Below are 22,329 nucleotides of genomic sequence, written 5' to 3'. Positions count from 1 at the left end.
TACCCACTTTGTAACAAAGTGAGGTGGCCCATGTCCGCGCGCGATTCCGCAGCTCCAATCATTATCAAGCGTAAGAAAGTCGTCGGTGGCGGTGGCCATCATGGTGGCGCTTGGAAAGTGGCCTACGCCGATTTTGTGACCGCGATGATGGCGTTCTTCATGCTGATGTGGCTGCTAAATGCCACGACTGAAAAACAGCGTAAGGGGATTGCGGATTATTTTAGCCCGACGATTCCGATCAACCGGATCTCCGGTGGCGGTGATGGGGCCTTCGGGGGGGAATCGGTTTTCTCCGAGGACCAGATCGCGCAAATCGGCTCCGGTGGCAGTGCGCCAAATCCTACCGAGGAACATCAATCCCGGGGTCAAACGGGCATGGAAACCCAAGGCGCTGATTCCGAGAATGGTAAGCTTGAGGAGATCGCGAAGGAGATCGACAAAGCGCTCATGGGCAAGAGTGGGGAATCGATGGTCAGTGAACAACTGGCCCGTCATATCGTGACACGCGTTACAGACGAGGGGCTCATCGTCGAGTTTTTCGATATCAAAAACGATCCCTTATTCGAGCGCAATTCGGCACAGCCAACACCGATCATGATCGAAATTGTATCCATGATCGCGCGCGTTTTCGGCGTCGTTTCGAACGAGATTGCGATCAACGGGCACACCAAAACCTATCCAAATATTCTGAAAGTGAACCCAAGTTGGGATCTCTCGACCGACCGCGCCGCAGCGGTGCGCGATATCTTCACCGGTGCGGGTTTTGATGCCGCGCGGATCGAACGGATCTCGGGATTCGCGGATCGCAAACGGGTCGCGACGAACCCGATGGCGGAACGAAATAATCGAATTGAAATTATTCTTCTGCGCTCGGACCGGAAGAAATCCTGACGAATGTGTCGTCGTTAGCAAGATCTTAAACCACAGCACGCATCTTGGTTCCAATAGGGAATGCCAGCATCAGAAAGGCGCAAATACATGTCCATTTCTTCATCGCTCAACGCGGGCGTTGCGGGGCTTGCCGCCAACGCGACAAGGCTTGCAACCATCTCCGACAACATCGCGAATTCCGGAACTTACGGCTATAAACGCGCAGAGGCAGATTTTGATAGCCTTGTGATCACCAACTCCACGAATTCGGGCACCTATTCGGCGGGCGGTGTTCGTGCGACGTCCTCGCGCGCGATCGATGAGCGCGGCGCACTCGTCACGACTTCGAACGCCCTCGATATCGCCATTTCCGGCCGTGGGATGTTGCCGGTCACGACGGAGGTGTCGCTCAATTCCAACAGTGGTGACGAGCCGTTGATGATGACGACGACGGGGTCGTTCTCAACGGATGAAGACGGAATTTTGAAGACGTCATCCGGCCTCGTTCTTCTTGGCTGGCCTGCGAATGCGGATGGTACAATTCCGACCTTGCCGCGCGATACAGTCGCGGGCCTTCAACCCGTTGTGATCAACGCCAACCAGACCGCGGGCGACCCTACATCCAAAATAAATCTCGGGGTGAATTTGCCCGCGACGTCGACCTACGCTGGGACGAGCGGTGAGGCTCTGCCGCTTTCCGTTGAGTATTTCGGAAATCTTGGTACGTCCGAGACCCTAGATGTCACCTTTACACCGACCGTCCCGGCGACAGGCTCGTCAAACTCGTGGACAATGGTCATTCGCGACTCCGCCACTTTGGATGATACATCTACTGCGGGCGTCGACGAGAGCATCATGGGCACCTACACGTTGGTATTCGACAACACGAGCGTGAACGGCGGTACGCTGTCCTCCGTCACGACTGTTTCGGGGCCGGCTTACGACGCTGCAACGGGCACCCTTGATCTGACGGTCGCGGAGGGTCTGCAAAGTATCAACCTCACGATCGGTAAGATTGGCGATACAAACGGTCTGACCCAGCTCTCTGATAGTTTCGCGCCGACATCCATCACTAAAGACGGGTCTCCAGTCGGGAACCTGACGGGTGTCGAAATTGATGAAAAAGGTCTGATTACAGCGACTTATGACACTGGTTTTACGCGCAGCATCTACCAGATTCCGCTCGTTGATGTTCCCAATGTTAATGGGCTCAATGCTCTAAACAACCAGACATTCCAAGTGTCGCCCAAATCCGGATCGTTCTTCTTGTGGGATGCCGGTGACGGCCCGACGGGTGCGGTTGTGGGGTATGCGCGTGAAGGTTCTGCGACCGACGTCGCGCAAGAGCTTACTTCGCTTATCCAGACCCAGCGCGCCTATTCGTCGAACGCCAAGGTCATCCAGACGGTCGACGAGATGCTGCAAGAAACCACCAACATCAAGCGGTAAGACTTTTAAACAGATGGGATTCACGACATGAGCATCACGGGATCGCTTACCAACGCATTGTCAGGGCTTGCAGCGGCTTCGCGTGCTGCTGATGTCGTGTCTTCCAATGTCGCCAATGCCATGACTGAGGGCTTTGCGCGCCGCGAATTGAACCTATCGTCACAGACCGTCGACGGGAATGGCGCCGGCGTCAAGGTTGACGGGGTGGCGCGCGCCGTAAACACTGTTGTTCTCGCCGATCGTCGCCTTGCAGATGCCGCCACGGCAAACGCATCGACACTTGCCGATTTTTATGTGCGGATTGAAACCGTCTTGGGAGAAAGCGGCGCGGATGGGTCTTTGACCTCGGTGATCGATGATTTCGAAGCCTCCTTAATTGACTCGGCGAGCCGCCCCGATAGCGAAGCACGTCAAGCTAGCGTTCTCGCCAAAGCGGAAGATCTTACCGAGAAGATTAATTCCATCTCCAAGGAGATCGAGACGATCCGTACCTCGGCGGACGTTGAAATTGGTCGTCAGGTGGAGACCCTCAATACGTCATTGCAGCGCGTCGACGAGTTGAACGCACAGATCATCGCTCAGCTGAGCTCCCAACGTGACGCGACTGCTCTGATGGATGAGCGACAATTGCTCGTGGATAAGATCTCCGAAATTGTTCCCGTGCGCGAGGTTACGCGGGATTTAGGGCAGATTTCCCTCTACACGACTGGCGGCGCAATTTTGTTGGAGGGGAACGCGAAATCGATCGGGTTTAGCACTTCCGGCGTTGTAACCGCGGAACGCACCCTGACGAGCGGGGTTTTGTCTGGTTTGTCACTCGGAAGTCTCTCGATCGATAGCTCCGATGCGGGTGTTATGGGGGGGGGGACGCTCGGCGCCCTTTTCACGATCCGTGATACAGTGGCGCCGGAGATGCAAATCCAGATTGACGCTCTTGCACGAGACTTTATCTCGCGCTTCGAAGAGACCGGCCTGGATCCCACGGTGTCCGCCGGGGATCCGGGTTTGTTCACCGATGCTGGCGCCGCGCTTGATATTGCGTCTGAGACGGGTCTCGCAGGCCGGATCGCTGTGAACGCTTTGGTTGATCCTGCCCGCGGCGGCGAACTTTGGCGTTTGCGTGATGGCTTAGGCGCGATCTCGCAAGGATCCGTTGGGAATTCAGCGCAAATATCGGCCTTCGCAGAGGCGCTATCCAACACAGCCTATGCGAGTTCAGGAAGCTTCACAGGCGTTGCTAGGTCGTCAAGCGGGCTCGCGGCGGAGATTTTGTCCCAAGCGTCTTCGTCGCGGCAAGACTACGAAGATCGCGAGACATACGCGCTATCACGCTCTACGGCCCTGAATGAGATGCAACTCGAAGACGGCGTCGACACTGATTACGAAATGCAAAAACTGATGCAGATCGAGCAGTTTTACTCAGCCAATGCGCGCGTCATTCAGACGCTTGACCAATTGATGCAACAAATTCTGGATCTGTAACATGAACTTCGTATCCGTCGGCGACATGGCTCAAATGTTCCGTTTGCAGCGCCAGAATGTTTCAATTAAAGCGGAAATGGGACGTTTAACACAGGAGCTCACGACTGGCCGCGCCGCGGATGTCGGAGCGGCGCTGAAGGGCGATTTCACGGCACTGGCCGGGATTGATCGATCGCTTAAAACACTTGAGAGTTACAAATTCGTCTCGCAAGAAGCGTCCACGCTCAGCGCGAATATGCAGGCCGTTACCCAGACTATCAGTGATATTACGTCCGATTTCGGTGCAGCTTTGTTGACGGCGGGATCTTCACTCAGTGAGTCAATGATTGATGTCGTTGGCCTGAGCGCCAACGAAAAGTTCGAAAGCGCCGTCGCGGCATTCAATACCAATACTGCGGGCCGTTTTTTGTTCTCGGGTAAGTCTACCGACACAGCTCCTTTGGCCGATCCACAGATTATTCTCAGCGCGATCGGCAGCGCGATCGCAGGCGAGACAACCAGCAGCGGTGTTCTCAGCCAAGTTGATGCGTGGTTCGATGCGCCAGCGGGTAGCGGCGGGTATCTTGACGTTGCCTATCGAGGTGGCGAGGCGTTCGAACCGTTCAAGCTTGCGGAAGGAGAGACGGCGAGCCTTAGCGTTACAGGTGCAGATCCAGATGTCCGGCAGGTTTTAAAATCGCTTGCAATTGGTGCATTGCTTTCGGAGGGCTTGTTTGCCGGCGAGACCGATAAACGAGCCTTCATCGCAAATGCTGCGGGCGCGGCGCTTATTTCCTCTGCGAGCAGCGTTTCGAATATCGGTGCGAGCATCGGTACGGCACAGGAACGTATCGAGAGTGTCGCCACGCGAAACAGCGCGGAGACAGCAGCCCTGACGCTCGCGCGGGCTGAAATGATTGCCGTCGACGAGTACGACTCTGCGACGGCATTGCAAGCATTGGAGACCCAGATGACAACGCTCTACACTCTAACAGCACGGCTCGCGAACCTTAGTTTGACGGACTACATGTGATGTGGAAAATCGTCATTGCCCTTTTACTTGCCGTCCTGCCGAGTTTGGCCTCAACGGCGCCAATCAGAATTAAAGATCTGGTTGAATTTGACGGCGTGCGCGGAAACGATCTTGTCGGCTATGGCCTGGTCGTTGGTCTCAATGGAACAGGCGACGGCTTGCGCAACGCACCCTTCACTGAAGAAATGATGAGCAATATCTTAGAGCGTCTCGGCGTTAACGTTACGGGCGAGCAATTTCGACCGAAGAATGTGGCGGCTGTGCTCGTTACCGCCACCTTGCCTCCCTTCGCTCGCGCAGGCAGTCAAATTGATGTAACGGTGTCGGCAATTGGTGACGCGAAAAGCCTTCTCGGAGGCACATTGATTATGACTCCCCTCAATGCTGCGGATGGTGAAATTTACGCTGTTTCTCAGGGCACGATTATTGCGGGCGGCGTGAGCGCCGAGGGCGATGCTGCGAAGATCACCCAGGGCGTTCCGACCGCAGGTGTTATTCCCGCGGGTGCGCGGGTTGAACGCGAGATCGCGTTTGATTTCACCACCCTCGATACGATCCGTTTGGCGTTGCGCAGTCCAGATTTTACGACTGCCGGCCGTATCGAGAATGCTATCAACAGCGAGTTTGGTCGGCGCGTCGCGCTGATGCAGGATGCCGGAACGGTCGCAGTGGATATTGCGACGGCGAATATGCGCTCGCCGGCGCATGTTCTTGGCCGGCTCGAGAATATCCCTGTTGAGCCAGAGCGCCGTGCGCGCGTTGTCGTGGATCAACGCTCCGGCACGATTGTTATGGGCCAAGATGTGCGGATATCGCGTGTCGCCATCAGTCAAGGCAATCTGACACTGCGTATTCAAGAAACACCACTAGCCATTCAGCCAAATCCGTTTGCTGAGGGAGAAACCGTAGTGGTTCCGCGCACGGAGGCCTCGATCGTCGAAGAGCCCGGGACGCGGATGGCTGAGCTTCCTGATACGTCCTCACTTTCGGAAGTTGTTGCGGGCCTGAACGCGCTTGGCGTGAGCCCGCGCGATATGATCGACATCTTGAAAAGTATAAATTCCGCTGGGGCATTGCACGCGGAATTCCTTGTCCATTGATCTGAGGCCGGCGCTAAATCAGACGGCGCGCCGCAGCTATTGTTAGGAGCTGCGATGTTGTCCGCGTGCCGGTTTTGCGCCGGGCACCGGATAGGCGCGCTTTCACAGCGCTATCGGTAATTCCTGCCGCCTGTGCGATTTGCTTGACGCGCATCCCGCGTGACAGCATCCGTAACGTTTGAACTTCCACGGCAGTCAACTCTGGTTCTCGCGCGAGACCTGCATGTAGAGTTTTCACGATCTCCTGAAGCGCCGAGATCTCGATCCGCTCGAAGGGGCGTTCTGAGCGATAGAATGTCGCATAACTGCGCAAGCACTGCGAGTGCTCGCGTTCCACCGAGACCACAGCACCGTACCGTAGGCCAAACCGCCGCGATAGGAGGAGCACATTCGCGGGATCGTCGAGCTTTAGGTCTTCTATGCGGGCGGCTCCATCATTCGCATAGATCCAGCGCAACACGGGATCATGCACAAATAAGCCACGAGACGTGTAAAATTCGATCCAATCCAGCGGCAGGCGATTGATTTCTCTCTCCGGAAACGCAAACCCGACGTGCAGGGCGAGATAAAATCCGGCAGGGGCCGCTGCCGCAAGCTTTTCGTAAGTGTCTGAATAACCCATCTACGGCCTGACCTTAGGTGACGTTGCCGCCGCGCGATGGGCGATTGCCCGAGAAAAGAAGTGAAGACGCATCGTCTTTAAGAAAGCCCTTGAACTGATCTTCGAGTTCGTCTCTTGTCCGGCCATATTAAGGTGACAGTTTGAATCAAGATGAATTCCAACATTCCGCAGCATTTGCAACCGTTGATCGACACGCTGGACCAGATGAGCGACGCAGGGCTCGCCATCGGGCTGCAGATGCGCTTCGCACATCCGGTTTTGCTTGTAAGCACTTACCCCACGGCTTGGCTTGAGGTTTACGACGCGGAAGGCCTGATGCTCCACGATCCGTTGATTCATTGGTCGATGTCCAACACCGGAGTCATAAGGTGGGACGACATTCAAATTGCTGATACGAAGCATGTTTTCGCGCGTGGTCGGGAGTTTGGCCTGAATCATGGGATCGCCTGCGCTGTGGGTCCGCTGTCTTGCCGATCCATGGCGGGCTTTTGTCGAAAAAATACCCCCTTTAGCGTGCAAGAGATGGGCACCATTCACGGTATTTTGCAGGATTTGCACGACCTCTCCCTTGCCGCTTAAGTTTGAGTCGCTAACGCGAGACCGTCGACAACGGCTGTGAAAGCTTCGCCGTAATCCTGCTGTGACGTAGGGCAAAGCGTGGCCATCTCCCGCGAGACCATACCCATCAGGCTCGAGCCGCCGACGAAGACGACGGATTTGATCTGCTGCGGTGCGGTTTGGGCCCTTACCAGTGTTTCCATCGCAGCATTGCGGATTTGATCGCCATAAGTGGAGAGCGCCGCATTGAGGCTGCCTTCTGTGATTTGCGCGGCCAAGCCTTTTTCGATCAGACCCATCTCGATTTGACTGCGCGCGCCCGTCGCGTTCGCCGCAATCTTCCCACGCTCAACCGCAAACGCGAGATCATGTCCCAATTCGTCCACCAAGACATTTTCAAGACGTCCGAGTTTCTGCGCCTCCACGGCTAAGGGAAGCATCTGCTTCACCATGCGCCGCGTATCTTGCGTGTAGAGAAACGGAATTTTTTCCCAAGTTGCGAGATCGACAAAAATGCTGCTTGGGACAGGAAGCCTGCCGTCCCCTAGCTCGCGTTCGAGCTCGCTGCCGTGGCCGAGATGCTCCATCACGTGGCTCATTGACACGGCGTGGTCAAAGTTGGTTCCGCCCAGACGGATCCCGTGGCTCGCGAGGATTTTGACCTGCGTTCCGTGCATTTCGAATACAGAGAAATCTGATGTGCCGCCGCCGATATCGACGATGAGCCCGATGTCGCCCGATGCCGCGGCGCCTGCGCTCGCCAATGCTGCGGCCTCCGGCTCATACATGAAATCGACCGCCTCAAACCCCGCTGCAAGATAGCACGCCCGCAGATCAGTTTCCGCTTGCGCGTCACGGGCATCATCTTTCGAATGAAAACGAACAGGTCTGCCTGAGAGAGCTTTGGTGAAATGCGCGCCTGTTGCCGTCTCGGCCCGCGCTTTGAGCTCCGCGAGGAACGCGGTTATGATGTCGGAAATTGATCGTCTTTTGCCGCCGATCAGGCGCGCCTCATTCAGAAGGGGCGTCCCGAGAGCACTTTTTAGCGCCCGCATGTATCGTCCCTCGTCGCCGTCGATCAGGGCCTGCCCTGCGGCCGACCCGATACGCATTCCGCCGCGCGATGCAGGGAAAAATACAGCAGTCGGGAGCGTTTCACTCTCGCGTTCCATCGGAATGCGGCGAACAATGCCGTTATCGATGATCGCGCAAGCGGAGTTTGAGGTCCCAAAATCAATAGCAAGGGTTTTGCTCTGCTGTGTGGTCATGGGGCGCTCCGAATTGGCAAAGGACGCGCAGTAGACAATTTGCGCGCGTCACACAAGCACGAAACGCTTATTTTGTTGGGCGTGTAAACACTGCGCGCGCGAGATGTGCGGCGGGCCTAATACTGCATGAAAGGTGATGATCGTTGATCAATCCCATGGCCTGCATGAACGCGTAAACCGTTGTAGGGCCGACGAACTTCCAGCCGCGCTTTTTCAAATCCTTCGAGATCGCAATGGAGGCGGGCGAGGTGGCAACGTTGACGGGGACTGTCAATTCCTCAGGTTCAAAGGCCCAGAAATATCGCGCGAGACTGCCTTCCGCTGTCTGCATCTCCAACGCGCGCTTGGCGTTGTTGATAACGGCCTCAATCTTGCCTCGATGACGGACAATCCCTGCATCGTTGAGGAGACGCGTGATGTCATGGTCATTAAATTGCGCGACAGTGGCAATATCGAACCCGCGGAATGCCGCGCGAAAATTCTCGCGCTTGGTCAAAATCGTGCGCCAGCTGAGACCGGACTGAAAGCTCTCAAGGCAGATTTTCTCAAAGAGACGCTGATCATCCGCGACGGGAAACCCCCATTCCGCATCATGATATTCAAAAAACTCCGGTGCGGCCGCGCACCATTTGCAACGCGGCAGGCCGTCGGGGCCAGTAACGGTCATTTCCATATAAGACTACCTCGCCATCAAAGCCCAATGATATGCATTAACCGGACCAGAGCACGGCGGATGGCCTTCCTGATCTGGTTTAAACCTAGTAACATAGGCGCCAAGCGGGCGCACGGTCCGACACTTCAGAAAGTAACAGCATGGCAGCACTTGCATGACGGCGGCACGATGAACGGGTGCGAAACACCTGAAAACAGCGTGCCATTACTTGAATCGCTTGGTTGGCAGCCATTTTTCGCGGATCAGGTCAAGGCGGGGGACACCCGTCCTGTTGTTAGGATCACCGAAGTGCATCGTAACGGCCTGAGAGGGCGGGGCGTCGAGGTCACACCGGTATTGCCGCCGACGGTGGCCGCAACCGTGGGCGATTGGGTGCTTTATGACGTCGAAACACCGGCCGCATCGCATGTTCTTGAGCGTAAAAGCCTAATCAAGCGACGCGCAGCCGGGCATGAGCGCCAGACACAGCTGATCGCAGCGAATATTGATACGGTGTTCATCACCTCGTCTTGCAATCAGGATTTCAATATTGCGCGGCTGGAACGGTATGTTGCGTTAGCTTTGGATGCGGGCGTTGCGCCGGTCGTCGTTTTGACGAAGGCCGATTTGTGCGAAGATCCAGAAGTCTATGTGGCGCAGGCTAAAACAATTTCGGATCTTGTTCCCGTGGTGGTGCTGGACGCCCGATTTGACGCGGCGAAGTCCGTATTGGCGCCTTGGTGTGGGCGCGGGCAGACGGTCGCATTCTTGGGGTCGTCGGGTGTCGGGAAATCTACATTGACCAATGCGCTCACAGAGGCTCAAGTCATGGAAACTCGCGGCATTCGTGAGGATGACGCTAAGGGGCGCCACACGACGACGCGGCGCGAACTGCATGTCATCCCATCTGGGTGTGCTGTCATTGATACGCCTGGGATGCGCGAATTGCAGTTGACGGATGCAGGTTTTGGCGTCGCTGCGTTGTTTCCAGATTTATACGAGCTTTCGACGAAGTGCCGCTTTCGCGATTGCAAACATCAGACCGAGCCGGGATGCGCGGTTCGTGCGGCAGAAGCGAGTGGCGAAGTCGATCCCGAACGGTTGGCGCGTTGGGAGAAGCTCGATGCCGAAGAAAAGGCGAACGCCCACGTTCTCGCAGTGCGTAAATCAACCGATAAAACCGGCGGGAACAACCTCAAATATATGAAGCGGCAGATCACGAAAGGGCCCAAGCGCCGGCGGTGAGACGAGGTCAACCGCCCATTTGCAGGGTGGCTTTCACGGCGCGCGACCAGCGTTCGTATTTTTCGGCTCGAGTGTCCTCTGCCATCTCCGGCGCAAACTGACGTTCTAACGCCCAAGCCTGTGCAAAGCCCTCTTGATCGGGGTAAAGTCCGACAGACATTCCAGCGAGCCACGCCGCACCCAAAGCCGTGGTTTCGGTTATCTCGGGGCGATCAACCGGTGCGCCGATGATATCTGCCAGAAATTGCATCGCATATTCCGAGACGACCATGCCGCCATCGACACGCAACACTTCACGCGCGGCGGGCGTGCCTTTTTGCGAGTCCTCCCAGTCGGCTGTCATCGCCTCCAGCAAATCGCGCGTCTGGTAGCCGACGCTTTCCAGCGCGGCCTTTGCGAGTTCATTCGGGCCCGAACCACGTGTCAGGCCGAAGATTGCGCCGCGGCATTCTGGGGCCCACCAAGGCGCGCCTAGCCCAGTAAATGCGGGAACAAGAACGACATTTTGATGCGGATCTGCTGCCTCGGCTTGTGCCTGAACTTCTTTCGCTTGCGATATTGTGCCCAATCCATCGCGCAGCCATTGCACAACTGCGCCTGCGATGAAGATTGACCCTTCGAGGGCATAGGTAGGCTTGCCGTCCAACTGATACGCAATCGTCGTCAAAAGCCGATGCGTGGAGCGCACCATGACATCACCTGTATTCATCAACGCAAAGCATCCGGTCCCGTAGGTCGATTTCATCATGCCTGCCCGGAAACATGCCTGACCCAAGGTGGCCGCCTGCTGGTCACCCGCGACACCGCGGATCGGGATCGCGCCGCCAAAAAGCTCTGGGTCGGTTTCTCCGAAATCTGCGGCGCAATCCTTCACGTCAGGCAGCATCGTCAGAGGAATCCCGAGCTTGCTGCATATTGTCGTGGACCAACGCCCCTTCGCGATGTCGTAAAGCATGGTGCGCGCGGCATTGGTCGCGTCGGTGGCATGAATTTTGCCGCCTGTGAGCTTCCAGATCAAGAAGCTGTCAACCGTTCCAAAGAGTAGATCGCCTGCTTCGGCGCGGACGCGGGCGCCGTCGACGTTTTCCAAGATCCAGCGCAACTTCGTTGCAGAGAAATATGGATCCAGAAGAAGGCCGGTACGCTCGGTCACAATGGGCTCGAATCCGTCCTCGCGCAGCCTCGCGCAATCATCAGCGGTGCGACGATCCTGCCAAACGATCGCGTTATAGACGGGCTCACCGGTATGGCGATCCCAAACGAGAGTCGTTTCGCGCTGGTTTGTGATCCCGATCGCGCGAATATCATCGGCGGTTACATCAGCCTTTTTCAACGCCTCGTGCACAGTCGAAAGAACAGTCGACCAAAGGTCCGCCGGATCATGCTCTACCCAGCCGGAATTGGGGAAATGCTGCGGAAACTCTTCCTGACCGGAAACATGCGCGCGCATCGTTTCATCAAACAGGATTGCTCGCGATGAGGTGGTGCCTTGGTCAATCGCGAGAATGTAGGTCATGGTCTTTCCCCAAATGTTTTATCGTAAATTACCCGTGGCCTTTGCCCTATGCTACGGGAATATGTCGCTTTGGCCTTAGTGATCGTGAGAGGGGGCGATGCGATGGTGCGCCGCCCCCTCATTTTTGCTTAACGCGTTAGTTCCACGAGGCAATCAGCTCGTCATAGCTGATGGTTTCGGGCGTTGGGCGTTCGTTTTCAAGTTTCGCCTTCGGCGCGCCGGGCTGGCTCAACCAGTATTCTGGATCCATTTCCTCGTTGAGTTTGGGCCCAAGCTCTCCTTGAACGCCTGCGCGCTCGAGACGGGCGAGAACTTTCTCTTGCTCTGCGCAGAGGCTGTCCATCGCCTCTTGCGCGGTTTTAGCACCTGAGGACGCATCCCCGATGTTCTGCCACCACAATTGCGCCAACTTCGGATAGTCCGGAACGTTGGTGCCGGTCGGCGACCACTGAACGCGCGCTGGCGAACGGTAGAACTCGACCAAGCCACCAAGTTTTGGAGCGCGCTCGGTGAAGGACTCGTGCTGGACTGTGGATTCGCGGATGAAGGTCAGGCCAGTATGGGCTTTCTTCACGTCCACTGTTTTCGAGGTCACGAACTGTGCGTAAAGCCACGCAGCCTTCGCACGGTCCACGGGGGTGGACTCCATCAATGTCCACGAGCCGGCATCTTGATATCCGACCTTCATGCCTTCTTCCCAATACGCGCCATGCGGGCTGGGGGCCATGCGCCATTTGGGCGTGCCGTCCTCGTTCATAACCGGAAGGCCTTCTTTTACCATGTCGGCTGTGAAGGCGGTGTACCAGAACATTTGCTGGGCGACTTCGCCCTGCGCAGGAACCGGACCGGCCTCGCCAAAGACCATACCAGCGGCGGTCGGTGGCGCATATTTGGTCAACCAATCGATATATTTCTCGATCGAGTAAACAGCTGCCGGGCCATTCGTGTCACCGCCACGCGCGACGCACGAGCCAACCGGCTGCGAGTTCTCGTTTACGCGGATGCCCCATTCATCGACCGGCAAGCCATTCGGTTCACCCTTATCGCCTGCACCTGCCATGGAGAGCCAGGCATCGGTAAAGCGCCAGCCAAGCGACGGATCTTTCTTACCGTAATCCATGTGGCCATAGACTTTTTTACCATCGATCTCGCGACCCGTGAAGAACTCCGCGATGTCCTCATAAGCAGACCAATTTACCGGAACGCCCAAGTCATAGCCGTATTTCGCTTTGAAATCTTCCATGTTTTTGGGGTCGGTGAACCAGTCCTGACGGAACCAGTAGAGGTTCGCGAACTGCTGGTCTGGCAATTGATAGAGTTTGCCATCCGGGCCGGTTGTGAAGGACGTCCCGATGAAATCCGCAAGATCAAGGCCTGGGTTGGTGACGTCCTTGCCTTCACCATCCATCCAATCGGTCAGGTTGCGGGCTTGTTTGTAGCGCCAATGCGTCCCGATGAGATCGGAATCGTTAATATAGGCGTCGTAGATATTCTCACCCGATTGCATCTGCGTTTGCAGCTTCTCTACGACGTCGCCTTCACCGATCAGATCATGCGTGATCTTGATACCCGTGATCTTCTCAAATGCTGGTGCGAGGACTTTCGCCTCGTATTCGTGGGTCGTGATGGTTTCGGACACGACGCGAATATCCATCCCCGCGAAAGGCTTGGCGGCGTCAATAAACCATTGCATTTCAGCCTCTTGATCCGCGCGCGATAGCGCCGACAGATCACCGATCTCGGCATCAAGGAAGCCCTTCGCGGCGTCCATATCCGCCCAAGCGGGGCTGCTGACCATGAGCGCGAGCGCCATGGCAGTCGAGGTTCTACGCAGTTTCATTATTTCTCCTCCCTGAGAATTTGTGATGCGTATTAGGTGCAGGCGTCAGACCCAGCGGAACACCGCTGCGGCGTAGACGAGGCACAGGATCAGCGCGCCGGTAAGCGGAGCGCCGAAGGCGGCGAGCCAGCCTAGATTGATAAAGGCCGAGCCCAGCAGGGTGATAAACAAGCGATCCCCCCGCGTTGTTTCGATCCGTAAGACGCCCTTGCGCGGCGTCTCGGGGAATTTAATTGCAAGTACCGTGAAGGTGACGAGCAAGCAGGCGATCACGATAAAGAAAATCGCGGTCGGGGTGGTCCATGCCATCCAAGCCATCAGCAAGTCTCCTTACACGCGGCCAAGGGCGAAGCCCTTAGCGATGTAGTTGCGAACAAAGTAAATCACGAGGGCACCGGGCACGATCGTCAGCACACCTGCCGCGGCAAGAACGCCCCAATCCATCCCTGATGCGGAAACCGTCCGCGTCATTGTGGCTGCGATGGGTTTTGCCGCGACGGAGGTCAAAGTGCGCGACAGGAGCAATTCTACCCAAGAGAACATGAAGCAGAAGAAGGCGACAACGCCGACGCCGGATGCGATGAGCGGCAAGAAAATCTTGGCGAAGAATGCACCGAAGGAATAGCCGTCGATATAGGCCGTTTCATCGATTTCCTTCGGCACCCCGCGCATGAAGCCTTCCAAAATCCAGACCGCGAGCGGGACGTTAAAGAGGCAATGCGCCAATGCCACCGCGATATGCGTGTCGAACAAGTTAACTGACGAGTAGAGCTGGAAGAAAGGCAGCGCAAAGACGGCCGGCGGCGACATTCGGTTGGTCAACAGCCAGAAGAACAGGTGTTTGTCGCCCATGAAGCGGTAGCGCGAGAACGCATAAGCTGCAGGCAAGGCAACGGCAATCGAGATGATCGTGTTGAGCACCACGTAGATCAAGGAGTTGACGTAGCCCATGTACCAGCTTGGATCGGTGAGGATCGTCACATAATTGGCGAAGGTCAGATCGCTCGGCCACAGCGTGAACGCGGAGGTGATTTCAGTGTTCGTTTTCAAGCTCATATTTACCAGCCAGTAGATCGGCGTGAGCAAAAAGAGCAGGTATATCCCCATGACGACGGGTTGGGATTTCAGGCGCATTATTTGCCCTCCGCTTTATCGAGGCTCGTCATCACGGTGTAGAACACCCATGAAATCGCGAGGATCGTTAGGAAATACATGATCGAGAACGCTGCAGCGGGACCAAGATCAAACTGACCAACCGCCATCTTGACGAGGTCGATCGACAGGAAGGTTGTTGCATTGCCTGGCCCGCCGCCGGTTATCACGAACGGCTCCGTATAGATCATGAAGCTATCCATGAAGCGCAACAGAACTGCGATCAGCAAGACGCCCGACATTTTCGGCAATTCGATGAACCGGAAGATAGCCCAGCGTGACGCCTGATCAATTTTGGCGGCCTGATAATAAGCTTCTGGAATGGATTGCAGGCCCGCATAGCACAAGAGCGCGACGAGGGAAGTCCAATGCCATACATCCATGACGATGACCGTCGCCCAAGCGTCGACGGCATCTGACGTGTAGTTATAATCAATGCCCAGCGCGGCCAAGCTGCGGCCAAGAAGACCGATGTCCACGCGGCCAAAAATTTGCCAGATGGTGCCAACCACGTTGAACGGAATCAGCAGCGGAAGCGCCATCAAAACGAGACAGAACGAAGCCCAAAATCCCGATTTAGGCATATTCAACGCGATGAAAATTCCCAGAGGAACCTCAATCGCGAGGATGATTCCAGAGAAGGCGATCTGGCGTCCGAGCGCAGCCCACATCCTGTCGGATTGCAGCATTTCTTCGAACCACTCTAATCCGGCCCAAAAGAACTCGTTGTTCCCGAACGTGTCTTGAACCGAATAATTGACGACTGTCATCAACGGGATCACCGCTGAAAACGCGACCAAAATGAGGACTGGTAGAACCAGAAACCAAGCTTTGTTGTTGAGCGTCTTGTCCATCACTTGCCCTCCCCGACAGGTGCGACACGCCAGTCATCGGCGTAGACGTTGATTTTTTCCGGCGCAAAGAGAACGCGGTTTGCGCCGCTTGTGATTGGGGTGCCCTCGGGCACCGTAACGTTAAACGCCGTTCGATCGATTTCTCCGCGGATGATCCGGTGGCGGCCTACATCCTCGACGCGCAAGATTTTGAATGGCAGCCCGCCGCTTTCGGCAAGAATGCAGAATTCGGGGCGGATACCGATCTGGACGCGGCCCGCAATTGGCCCGTGGGCCGCGCCCAGCGGCACCTCGATACCGTGCACCACGGCCGAGGATCCCCTTACGTCGGCCTCCAGAAAGTTCATTCCCGGAGAGCCAATGAAATACCCAACGAACGTATGCGCTGGGCGCTCGAACAATTCCTGCGGCGTGCCCATTTGCACAACGCGACCTTCCGACATCACAACCACCTTGTCGGCAAATGTGAGAGCTTCCGTCTGGTCGTGTGTGACGTAAATCATCGTGTGCCCGAACTCGCGATGTAGTTCTTTTAGCTGTGTGCGCAGTTCCCATTTCATATGAGGATCGATGACGGTCAGAGGCTCGTCGAATAAGATCGCATTGACGTCTTCACGTACCATGCCGCGGCCGAGCGAGATCTTCTGTTTCGCATCCGCCGTCAGGCCCCGCGCTTTCTGGCCGAGCTCAGCTTCCATCCCGATCATCTGCGCGATTTGTGCGACGCGGTCCTTGATATAGGCTGGATCCATGCCGCGATTGCGCAGAGGGAAGGCGAGGTTATCGCGGACGGTCATCGTATCGTAAACAACGGGAAACTGGAAAACCTGCGCGATGTTGCGCGCGGCGGTATCGGCCTCCGTAACATCCTGATTTCCAAACAAAACCTTGCCGTGCGAGGGCTTTAGCAGGCCGGAAATAATATTGAGCAGCGTTGATTTTCCGCAGCCCGACGACCCAAGGAGCGCATAGGCCGAGCCATCCTGCCAGACGTGATCCATTTCTTTCAGCGCAAAATCAGCATCAGACTTTGGATTGGGGTAGTAGCTATGCGCCAGATTTTTCAGGGTGATTTGTGCCATGATCTTACCCTGCCATCGCGTAGGAGGCAGGCGCTGCGAGTGCGCCGTCCTCGGTGAAGAGATAGATAAAGCTCGGATCCACCGCGATTTTCAGTTCCGTTCCACGATGCAAATCGTGAACGCCGTGAATAAGCCCGACCCAAGCTTCGTTTGAACCGACGTCGCCGTTTCTTCCAAGATGCAGGAATGTTTCAGAGCCTGTGATTTCAGTTCCGCCTAAGCGACATGTGAACTCGATTGCGTTGCCATCATGGCGCCCCGCCAAGGCCAGGTGGTTGGCCCGGAAGCCTGCGACGTAACGGCCATCAGCTAAGGCGGCGAACTCGCCGCTTGCGGGAGCGTGAACGCCGCCACCGAAATCAAGCTGGTTGCCGCGCTTCACAAGGGGCGTGAAGTTCATCGGCGGGTCCGAGAATACGCGCGCGGTTTGGCGATCTGCGGGGCGGCGGTAGACCTCCGCCGTCGGGCCGAATTGCGTCACGCGCCCCTCCCACAATGCTGCGGTGTTCCCCCCCAACAGCAGCGCCTCCTCGGGCTCGGTCGTCGCGTAGACAAAGATCGCGCCGGAGGCTTCAAAGATTTTCGGGATTTCGACGCGGAGTTCCTCGCGAAGTTTGTAATCGAGGTTCGCCAATGGCTCATCGAGCAAAACGAGCCCTGCGCCCTTCACCAATGCGCGTGCTAAGGCGCAGCGTTGTTGTTGGCCACCCGAAAGCTCCAACGGTTTGCGGTCGAGCATCGGCGTTAACTTCATCATGTCGGCGGTCGCACGAACCTGCCGATCAATCTCGCTTTGGGAGACTTTCATTAGACGTAGGGGGGAGGCGATGTTGTCGTAGACGCTCATCGCAGGGTAGTTGATAAATTGTTGGTAGACCATCGCGACCTTGCGATCTTGCACACGCATACCCGTCACGTCGCGCCCTTGCCAAAACACGCGGCCACGCGTGGGCTGATCCAAGCCCGCCATTAGCCGCATCAACGAGGTCTTCCCCGCCGATGTGGGCCCCAAAAGTACGTTCATCGTCCCCTTTTCCAGGGTCAGATCTGTCGGGTGTATGTGCACACGCCCTTCGGCGGTGCTTGCCACCGCTTTCAATTCCAAAGTCATTCTCTCTCCCCTGACCGCGCAGCCCTCCTCTGGCTGCTACGGCCTTTTTAGCTGTGCTGGGATATATACATATCCAGCGCCGCAATCTCCTCAGGCGTCATTCGCAGGCCAAGCTTGGTACGACGCCAAACGACATCCACCGCGGATCGCGCCCATTCTTTTTCAATCAACCAACGCACCTCAGCGGCATAGAGTGTCGCGCCAAAGCTTTCCCCCAAATCGGTCACAGAATGTGCCGAGCCGAGGATGTCCCTGGCCTCAAGCCCGTAATGTCGGATCATCCGCTCCGCCCACGCATGGGTCATGAAGGGGTAGTCACGCTCAATTCCGGCGATCAGCGCGCTCGCATCATCCGGAGCAAACGCGCCTCCTGGCAGCGTCGTGCCTTCCGTCCAAGGCGCGCTGAGCCCTGCGAAATGTGGGGCGAGCTTCTCCATCGCGGATTCTGCGAGGCGCCGATAGGTGGTGATCTTCCCGCCAAACACGTTAAGTAAGGGCGCGCCTTTCGCATCCAAAGACAGAACATAATCGCGGGTTGCCGCCGTCGCGGAGCTTGCGCCGTCGTTATACAATGGGCGCACGCCGGAATATTTCCAAACGATATCATCACGTGTGACGGGGCTCTTGAAGTAGTTCGAGGCAAAGTCGCACAGGTATTGCTGTTCTTCGGGCGTGCATGAGACGTCAGACGGAGCGCCTTTATGATCGGCGTCGGTGGTCCCGATCAGGGTGAAATCCTGCTCATAGGGAATGGCGAAAATGATGCGCCCGTCTTCGCCTTGGAAGAAATAGCAGCGATCATGGTCATAGAGCTTGCGCGTGACGATATGGCTGCCGCGAACCAGTCGAACGCCTTCGGTGGAATTCACCCGCACAACGTTGCGGATCAGGTCTTCAACCCAAGGTCCGCCCGCATTTACCAGCGCCCTCGCGGTGTGTTCTTGTGTGCCGTTTTCTGTTTGGGTGACGATATGCCAAAGCCCATCGCGGCGCTCGGCTGAGACAACTTTCGTGCGGACCATAATCTGCGCGCCTCGTGCTTGGGCATCGCGCGCGTTGAGAACGACAAGGCGGGAGTCTTGAACCCAGCAATCGGAGTATTCGTATGCCTTACGGAATTTGCCATTCAAAGGCGCGCCGGCCGGATCTTGCGCGAGGTCGAGGGTCCGTGTGCCAGGCAGGAGTTTCCGCCCCCCCAGCGTGTCATACAAGAAAAGCCCGAGGCGGATGAGCCACGCAGGGCGACGACCTTTCATCCAAGGCATGATGAAAGACAAAAGCTTCGACGTCGGCGTCTCGCTCTCGAAGCGCATATCGGCGTGATAAGGAAGAACAAACCGCATGGGCCAGCTGATATGCGGCATCATCTTCAGCAGGATTTCGCGCTCCTGAAGGGCTTCGCGCACAAGACGGAATTCGAAGAATTCCAGATAGCGTAAGCCGCCGTGGAAGAGCTTTGTCGAGGCCGAGGACGTCGCTTGCGCCAAGTCGCCCTGTTCGGCCAGTCGAACCGACAAGCCGCGACCAACAGCATCGCGCGCGATGCCGCAGCCGTTGATGCCGCCACCGATGATGAACAAGTCGATTGGTTGAGTCTCTTCCATCGCGCCGTCGCTTCCTATCGGGTTCACGCGTCAGACGCGTTCAGGTTTTCTTAAGGGGCGCGGATTTGCCCCGAATGTCAAACATATTTTTCGAAAATGTTCGGTTTTGACAAATTCGAACATCATTTCGCACATGCGGCATTTGCACTGCGCTGCGGCGCCATGCCTTCGTTTTGACCAGCCTGACTTTACTTCACGATATTCGAATGACATTTGTTCTCGAATGTATTGATGGGAGGCGCCGCCGTGGCCCATAATTTCCGCCAAACCGAGATCTTGGAAATCGCACGCAGTGAGGGGCGTGTGGTTGTCGAATCTCTGGCCGAGCGTTTCAATGTAACTTTGCAAACCATTCGCCGTGATTTGACGGAACTTGCCGATGAGGGTCTCGTCGATCGGGTGCATGGTGGCGCGGTCATTCGAACAGGGGTGACGAATTATGCCTACGCCGAGCGGCGGAAAATGGCGGAGGCCGCGAAAGCCGCAATCGGTCGAGCCTGCGCACAAAATATTCCGGATAACTGCTCGCTGATCCTCAACCTTGGGACGACCACTGAAGCGGTCGCGCGGGAATTACTTCATCACAAAAACATTACTGTCGTGACGAATAATATAAATGTCGCAAATATACTTTTATCAAATGAAAGCTGCGAGATAATGGTCGCAGGGGGAAACCTGCGCCGTTCCGACGGTGGGCTTGTGGGTGATCTTACGGCAGATTTCATGAATCAATTTAAAGTTGATTACGCGGTAATTGGTGCATCTGCGTTAGATCTTGATGGAGATCTTTTAGATTATGATTTAGCAGAGATCCGCGTTAGCCGAACGATCATCCGTCAGGCGCGCACGAGTTTCTTGGTCACCGACCAAACCAAACTGGATCGGGTCGCGCCTGTTAAGCTGTGCTCGCTAGAAGATATTGATGCGGTGTTTATTGACGCTCCGCTCCCCGACGTTCTGTCAAAGCGGTGCGCTCAGTGGGGAACACGGGTAGAGCTATGCCCCTCCGAATAATGTAAGGGTTTTCTGGAAGCTTTAGGTCATGTTGTCAAAAGACGCAGCCAGAGGCGGATGGACGTGATGTCTATGAAGCCGAGGAAGCTCTCGGCGCTTTTGTCGTAGCGGGTTGCGACGCGGCGAGCGTTCTTCAGCTTGTTGAAGCACCGTTCGACCAGGTTGCGCAATGAATAGAGGGAGTGATCGACTCCGACGCGCATCTTTCGTGATTTGCGCATGGGGATTTGGGTCAACACATCCCGCGCATCCATCTTTTGGCGAATGCTGTCAGCATCGTAACCTCTGTCTGCCAGCAGAACGCTCGGCTCGGGCAAGTTGTCGGCCATGACCAGATCAAATCCCATGTAATCGGATGTCTGGCCCGGCGTGATCTCGGTTCTCATGGGCAGGCCTGCTGCGTTGACGCGGAGGTGGATCTTGGTCGTGAAGAACCCTCGCGAACGGCCGAAACCCTGCCGCGGAGTCCCCCTTTTGCGCCCGCTGCCTGATGATGGGCGCGGATGACGGTGCTGTTGACCATTTGCAAGGCGTCCGGCACGGCACCGCTTTGGTTCAGCGCGTCCATGATGTCCTCCCACAGCCCGCGAGCGTCCATCGTCGGAACCGGCGGTAGACGCTCGACCACTTGCCAAACTCTTCGGGCAGATCCCTCCAAGGGGCGCCCGTGCGGGCAATCCAGAAAATCCCATCAAGAACAAGACGGTGGTTGGTGGGTTTCCGCCCGTTCGGGGCGCGGACTGCCAAGATGAAACGTTCAAAGAACGCCCATTCCTCGTCCGACATCAGGTCTCGTGCCAAGCTGGTCTCCATCGCAGATACCAGCTTGAATCACGCTCACGGCACGGTGTGAATCCCTTTTGTCAACACGGCCTAGCCACCAGAAAACCCTCTCACAGAGCTACATGCGTTACGCAGATGGTTCAGATGGAAATGTCTTCCATCGTCTTTCCTGATTCCAACGCCTCAACAACCCAGCGCGGCTTACGGCCACGTCCCGTCCACGTGTCGGACGGATCGGCGGGATTGGCATATTTGGGTTCAACCGCTTTGCGTTTTCGCGCCACGTGAACGCCGGTTAAATCAGCCAAAGAATACCCCATCTTCCGAGCGGTCTCTTCCAACTCGACGAGGGCTTCGTGTTTTTTGCGTTCTTCATAGCTATTAATCGCGCGCTCTACTCGGGAGCGAAGATCTTTTAACTCTGGCAACGACAGAACATCGAGATTATCGGTCATTTGGTTCCCTCTTTATTTAAGGGTCCAAGTAATTTTCATTTCTACACTTAATCAAGCGTAAAATGAGCCGATCATCAAATGTTTACTCAAAGGAATAGTTATCTTGGCCCGCGCTTGGCGAGAATCCGCTGCAATGTCCGACGGTGCATGTTCAAACGGCGTGCTGTTTCAGAAACATTCCGGTCGCATTGCTCATAGACCCGCTGGATATGTTCCCAACGAACGCGGTCGGCGCTCATAGGGTTTTCGGGCGGCGGGGGGAGCGACTCTCCGCGTGCTAAAAGCGCATTCGTGACATCTGTCGCGTCGGCGGGCTTTGATAGGTAATCAGTTGCCCCCATTTTTACCGCAGCGACAGCGGTTGCAATTGCGCCATAGCCGGTAAGGACAACGATACGCGCGTCTGCGCGTTTCTCGCGCAATGCCTCCACGACATCGAGCCCACTGCCATCTTCGAGCCGTAGATCGATTACCGCATAAGCGGGCGCTCGTGACTGGGCTATCGCCTTGCCCTCCGTGACCGTCTCGGCGGTGAGGGTGGTGAAGCCGCGCTTTTCCATCGCACGTGCGAGGCGGCTTAGGAATGGCACATCATCATCAACCAGCAGCAATGTGCGGTCTGGGCCCAGAGCAGCGAATTCATCCTCGGACATAAGACCT

At 56.3% G+C, this 22,329-nt stretch carries 21 protein-coding genes and 1 pseudogene; 8 read left to right on the top strand and 14 right to left on the bottom strand.

Features of this window, described 5'->3' with window-relative positions; all coding sequences use genetic code 11:
- Positions 1-30 precede the first annotated feature (30 nt).
- From SJY32_RS12535 to SJY32_RS12515, 5 genes are all read left to right on the top strand, one after another.
- A complete protein-coding gene (locus tag SJY32_RS12535; RefSeq protein WP_376875782.1) occupies positions 31-891 on the top strand; it encodes a flagellar motor protein MotB in 861 nt (286 codons plus the stop codon).
- Between the two features lie 87 nt (positions 892-978).
- A complete protein-coding gene (locus tag SJY32_RS12530; protein WP_376875779.1) occupies positions 979-2,319 on the top strand; it encodes a flagellar hook protein FlgE in 1,341 nt (446 codons plus the stop codon).
- A gap of 27 nt (positions 2,320-2,346) precedes the next feature.
- Positions 2,347-3,801: a flagellar hook-associated protein FlgK gene (gene flgK / locus SJY32_RS12525; protein ID WP_376875776.1), complete on the top strand. Its 1,455-nt coding sequence runs from the start codon at positions 2,347-2,349 to the stop codon at positions 3,799-3,801.
- A 1-nt stretch (position 3,802) separates the two neighbouring features.
- Entirely contained in the window at positions 3,803-4,813 is a 1,011-nt protein-coding gene (locus SJY32_RS12520) for a flagellin (protein ID WP_376875773.1), read from the top strand.
- A complete protein-coding gene (locus tag SJY32_RS12515) occupies positions 4,813-5,913 on the top strand; it encodes a flagellar basal body P-ring protein FlgI (RefSeq protein WP_376875770.1) in 1,101 nt (366 codons plus the stop codon). The genes SJY32_RS12520 and SJY32_RS12515 overlap by 1 nt, the downstream gene beginning before the upstream one ends.
- 13 nt (positions 5,914-5,926) lie before the next feature.
- Here SJY32_RS12515 and SJY32_RS12510 read toward each other — a convergent pair whose 3' ends face one another.
- The gene (locus tag SJY32_RS12510) at positions 5,927-6,535 is read right to left on the bottom strand and encodes a helix-turn-helix transcriptional regulator (protein WP_376875767.1); all 609 of its coding nucleotides are present in this window, start codon (positions 6,533-6,535) and stop codon (positions 5,927-5,929) included.
- Positions 6,536-6,685: 150 nt separating this feature from the next.
- Here SJY32_RS12510 and SJY32_RS12505 point away from each other — a divergent pair, with 150 nt between their 5' ends.
- Positions 6,686-7,114 (top strand): autoinducer binding domain-containing protein, encoded by a 429-nt coding sequence (locus SJY32_RS12505; RefSeq protein ID WP_376875764.1) that lies wholly within the window; start codon positions 6,686-6,688, stop codon positions 7,112-7,114.
- Here the strand turns inward: SJY32_RS12505 and SJY32_RS12500 are convergent.
- Together SJY32_RS12500 and SJY32_RS12495 are read right to left on the bottom strand one after the other, a co-directional pair.
- Positions 7,111-8,361 (bottom strand): Hsp70 family protein, encoded by a 1,251-nt coding sequence (locus tag SJY32_RS12500; RefSeq protein ID WP_376875761.1) that lies wholly within the window; start codon positions 8,359-8,361, stop codon positions 7,111-7,113. The two genes, SJY32_RS12505 and SJY32_RS12500, sit on opposite strands and share 4 nt — an antisense overlap.
- 67 nt (positions 8,362-8,428) lie before the next feature.
- A complete protein-coding gene (locus SJY32_RS12495) occupies positions 8,429-9,034 on the bottom strand; it encodes a DNA-3-methyladenine glycosylase I (RefSeq protein ID WP_376875758.1) in 606 nt (201 codons plus the stop codon).
- Between the two features lie 168 nt (positions 9,035-9,202).
- On the opposite strand from SJY32_RS12495, the gene rsgA reads away from it, so the two are divergent.
- Positions 9,203-10,258, top strand: a complete 1,056-nt coding sequence (gene rsgA / locus SJY32_RS12490) for a ribosome small subunit-dependent GTPase A (protein ID WP_376875755.1) — start codon at positions 9,203-9,205, stop codon at positions 10,256-10,258.
- A gap of 7 nt (positions 10,259-10,265) precedes the next feature.
- On the opposite strand, the gene glpK is transcribed toward rsgA, so the two are convergent.
- The 8 genes from glpK to glpD all read right to left on the bottom strand — a co-directional run bounded on the left by glpK (position 10,266) and on the right by glpD (position 19,417).
- Positions 10,266-11,774, bottom strand: coding sequence for a glycerol kinase GlpK (glpK, locus tag SJY32_RS12485; RefSeq protein ID WP_376875752.1), 1,509 nt, complete (start codon positions 11,772-11,774; stop codon positions 10,266-10,268).
- Between the two features lie 136 nt (positions 11,775-11,910).
- Positions 11,911-13,614: an ABC transporter substrate-binding protein gene (locus SJY32_RS12480; RefSeq protein WP_376875749.1), complete on the bottom strand. Its 1,704-nt coding sequence runs from the start codon at positions 13,612-13,614 to the stop codon at positions 11,911-11,913.
- Between the two features lie 45 nt (positions 13,615-13,659).
- The gene (locus SJY32_RS12475; protein WP_376875746.1) at positions 13,660-13,932 is read right to left on the bottom strand and encodes a DUF2160 domain-containing protein; all 273 of its coding nucleotides are present in this window, start codon (positions 13,930-13,932) and stop codon (positions 13,660-13,662) included.
- Between the two features lie 12 nt (positions 13,933-13,944).
- The gene (locus tag SJY32_RS12470; RefSeq protein ID WP_376875743.1) at positions 13,945-14,748 is read right to left on the bottom strand and encodes a carbohydrate ABC transporter permease; all 804 of its coding nucleotides are present in this window, start codon (positions 14,746-14,748) and stop codon (positions 13,945-13,947) included.
- Positions 14,748-15,620 (bottom strand): carbohydrate ABC transporter permease, encoded by an 873-nt coding sequence (locus SJY32_RS12465; protein WP_376875740.1) that lies wholly within the window; start codon positions 15,618-15,620, stop codon positions 14,748-14,750. Before SJY32_RS12465 ends, SJY32_RS12470 begins: the two co-directional genes overlap by 1 nt.
- Entirely contained in the window at positions 15,620-16,702 is a 1,083-nt protein-coding gene (locus SJY32_RS12460; RefSeq protein ID WP_376875737.1) for an ABC transporter ATP-binding protein, read from the bottom strand. Before SJY32_RS12460 ends, SJY32_RS12465 begins: the two co-directional genes overlap by 1 nt.
- 4 nt (positions 16,703-16,706) lie before the next feature.
- Positions 16,707-17,813 carry an ABC transporter ATP-binding protein gene (locus SJY32_RS12455; RefSeq protein ID WP_376875734.1) on the bottom strand — a complete coding sequence of 369 codons (1,107 nt, stop codon included), beginning with the start codon at positions 17,811-17,813 and terminating at the stop codon, positions 16,707-16,709.
- A gap of 47 nt (positions 17,814-17,860) precedes the next feature.
- Positions 17,861-19,417 (bottom strand): glycerol-3-phosphate dehydrogenase, encoded by a 1,557-nt coding sequence (gene glpD / locus SJY32_RS12450; protein WP_376875731.1) that lies wholly within the window; start codon positions 19,415-19,417, stop codon positions 17,861-17,863.
- Positions 19,418-19,663: 246 nt separating this feature from the next.
- Here glpD and SJY32_RS12445 point away from each other — a divergent pair, with 246 nt between their 5' ends.
- Positions 19,664-20,431, top strand: coding sequence for a DeoR/GlpR family DNA-binding transcription regulator (locus SJY32_RS12445; RefSeq protein WP_376875728.1), 768 nt, complete (start codon positions 19,664-19,666; stop codon positions 20,429-20,431).
- Positions 20,432-20,457: 26 nt separating this feature from the next.
- Here SJY32_RS12445 and SJY32_RS12440 read toward each other — a convergent pair.
- The 3 genes and pseudogenes from SJY32_RS12440 to SJY32_RS12430 all read right to left on the bottom strand — a co-directional run bounded on the left by SJY32_RS12440 (position 20,458) and on the right by SJY32_RS12430 (position 22,322).
- Positions 20,458-21,244: pseudogene (locus tag SJY32_RS12440) on the bottom strand (IS5 family transposase).
- Positions 21,245-21,354: 110 nt separating this feature from the next.
- Positions 21,355-21,669: an H-NS family nucleoid-associated regulatory protein gene (locus SJY32_RS12435; protein ID WP_376875725.1), complete on the bottom strand. Its 315-nt coding sequence runs from the start codon at positions 21,667-21,669 to the stop codon at positions 21,355-21,357.
- Between the two features lie 98 nt (positions 21,670-21,767).
- Positions 21,768-22,322 carry an ActR/PrrA/RegA family redox response regulator transcription factor gene (locus SJY32_RS12430; RefSeq protein ID WP_376875722.1) on the bottom strand — a complete coding sequence of 185 codons (555 nt, stop codon included), beginning with the start codon at positions 22,320-22,322 and terminating at the stop codon, positions 21,768-21,770.
- Positions 22,323-22,329: the final 7 nt, after the last annotated feature.

The sequence above is a fragment of the Albirhodobacter sp. R86504 genome (genome assembly GCF_042466415.1).
Lineage (GTDB): Bacteria > Pseudomonadota > Alphaproteobacteria > Rhodobacterales > Rhodobacteraceae > Albirhodobacter.
This window is presented reverse-complemented; position numbering and strand designations above follow the sequence as displayed.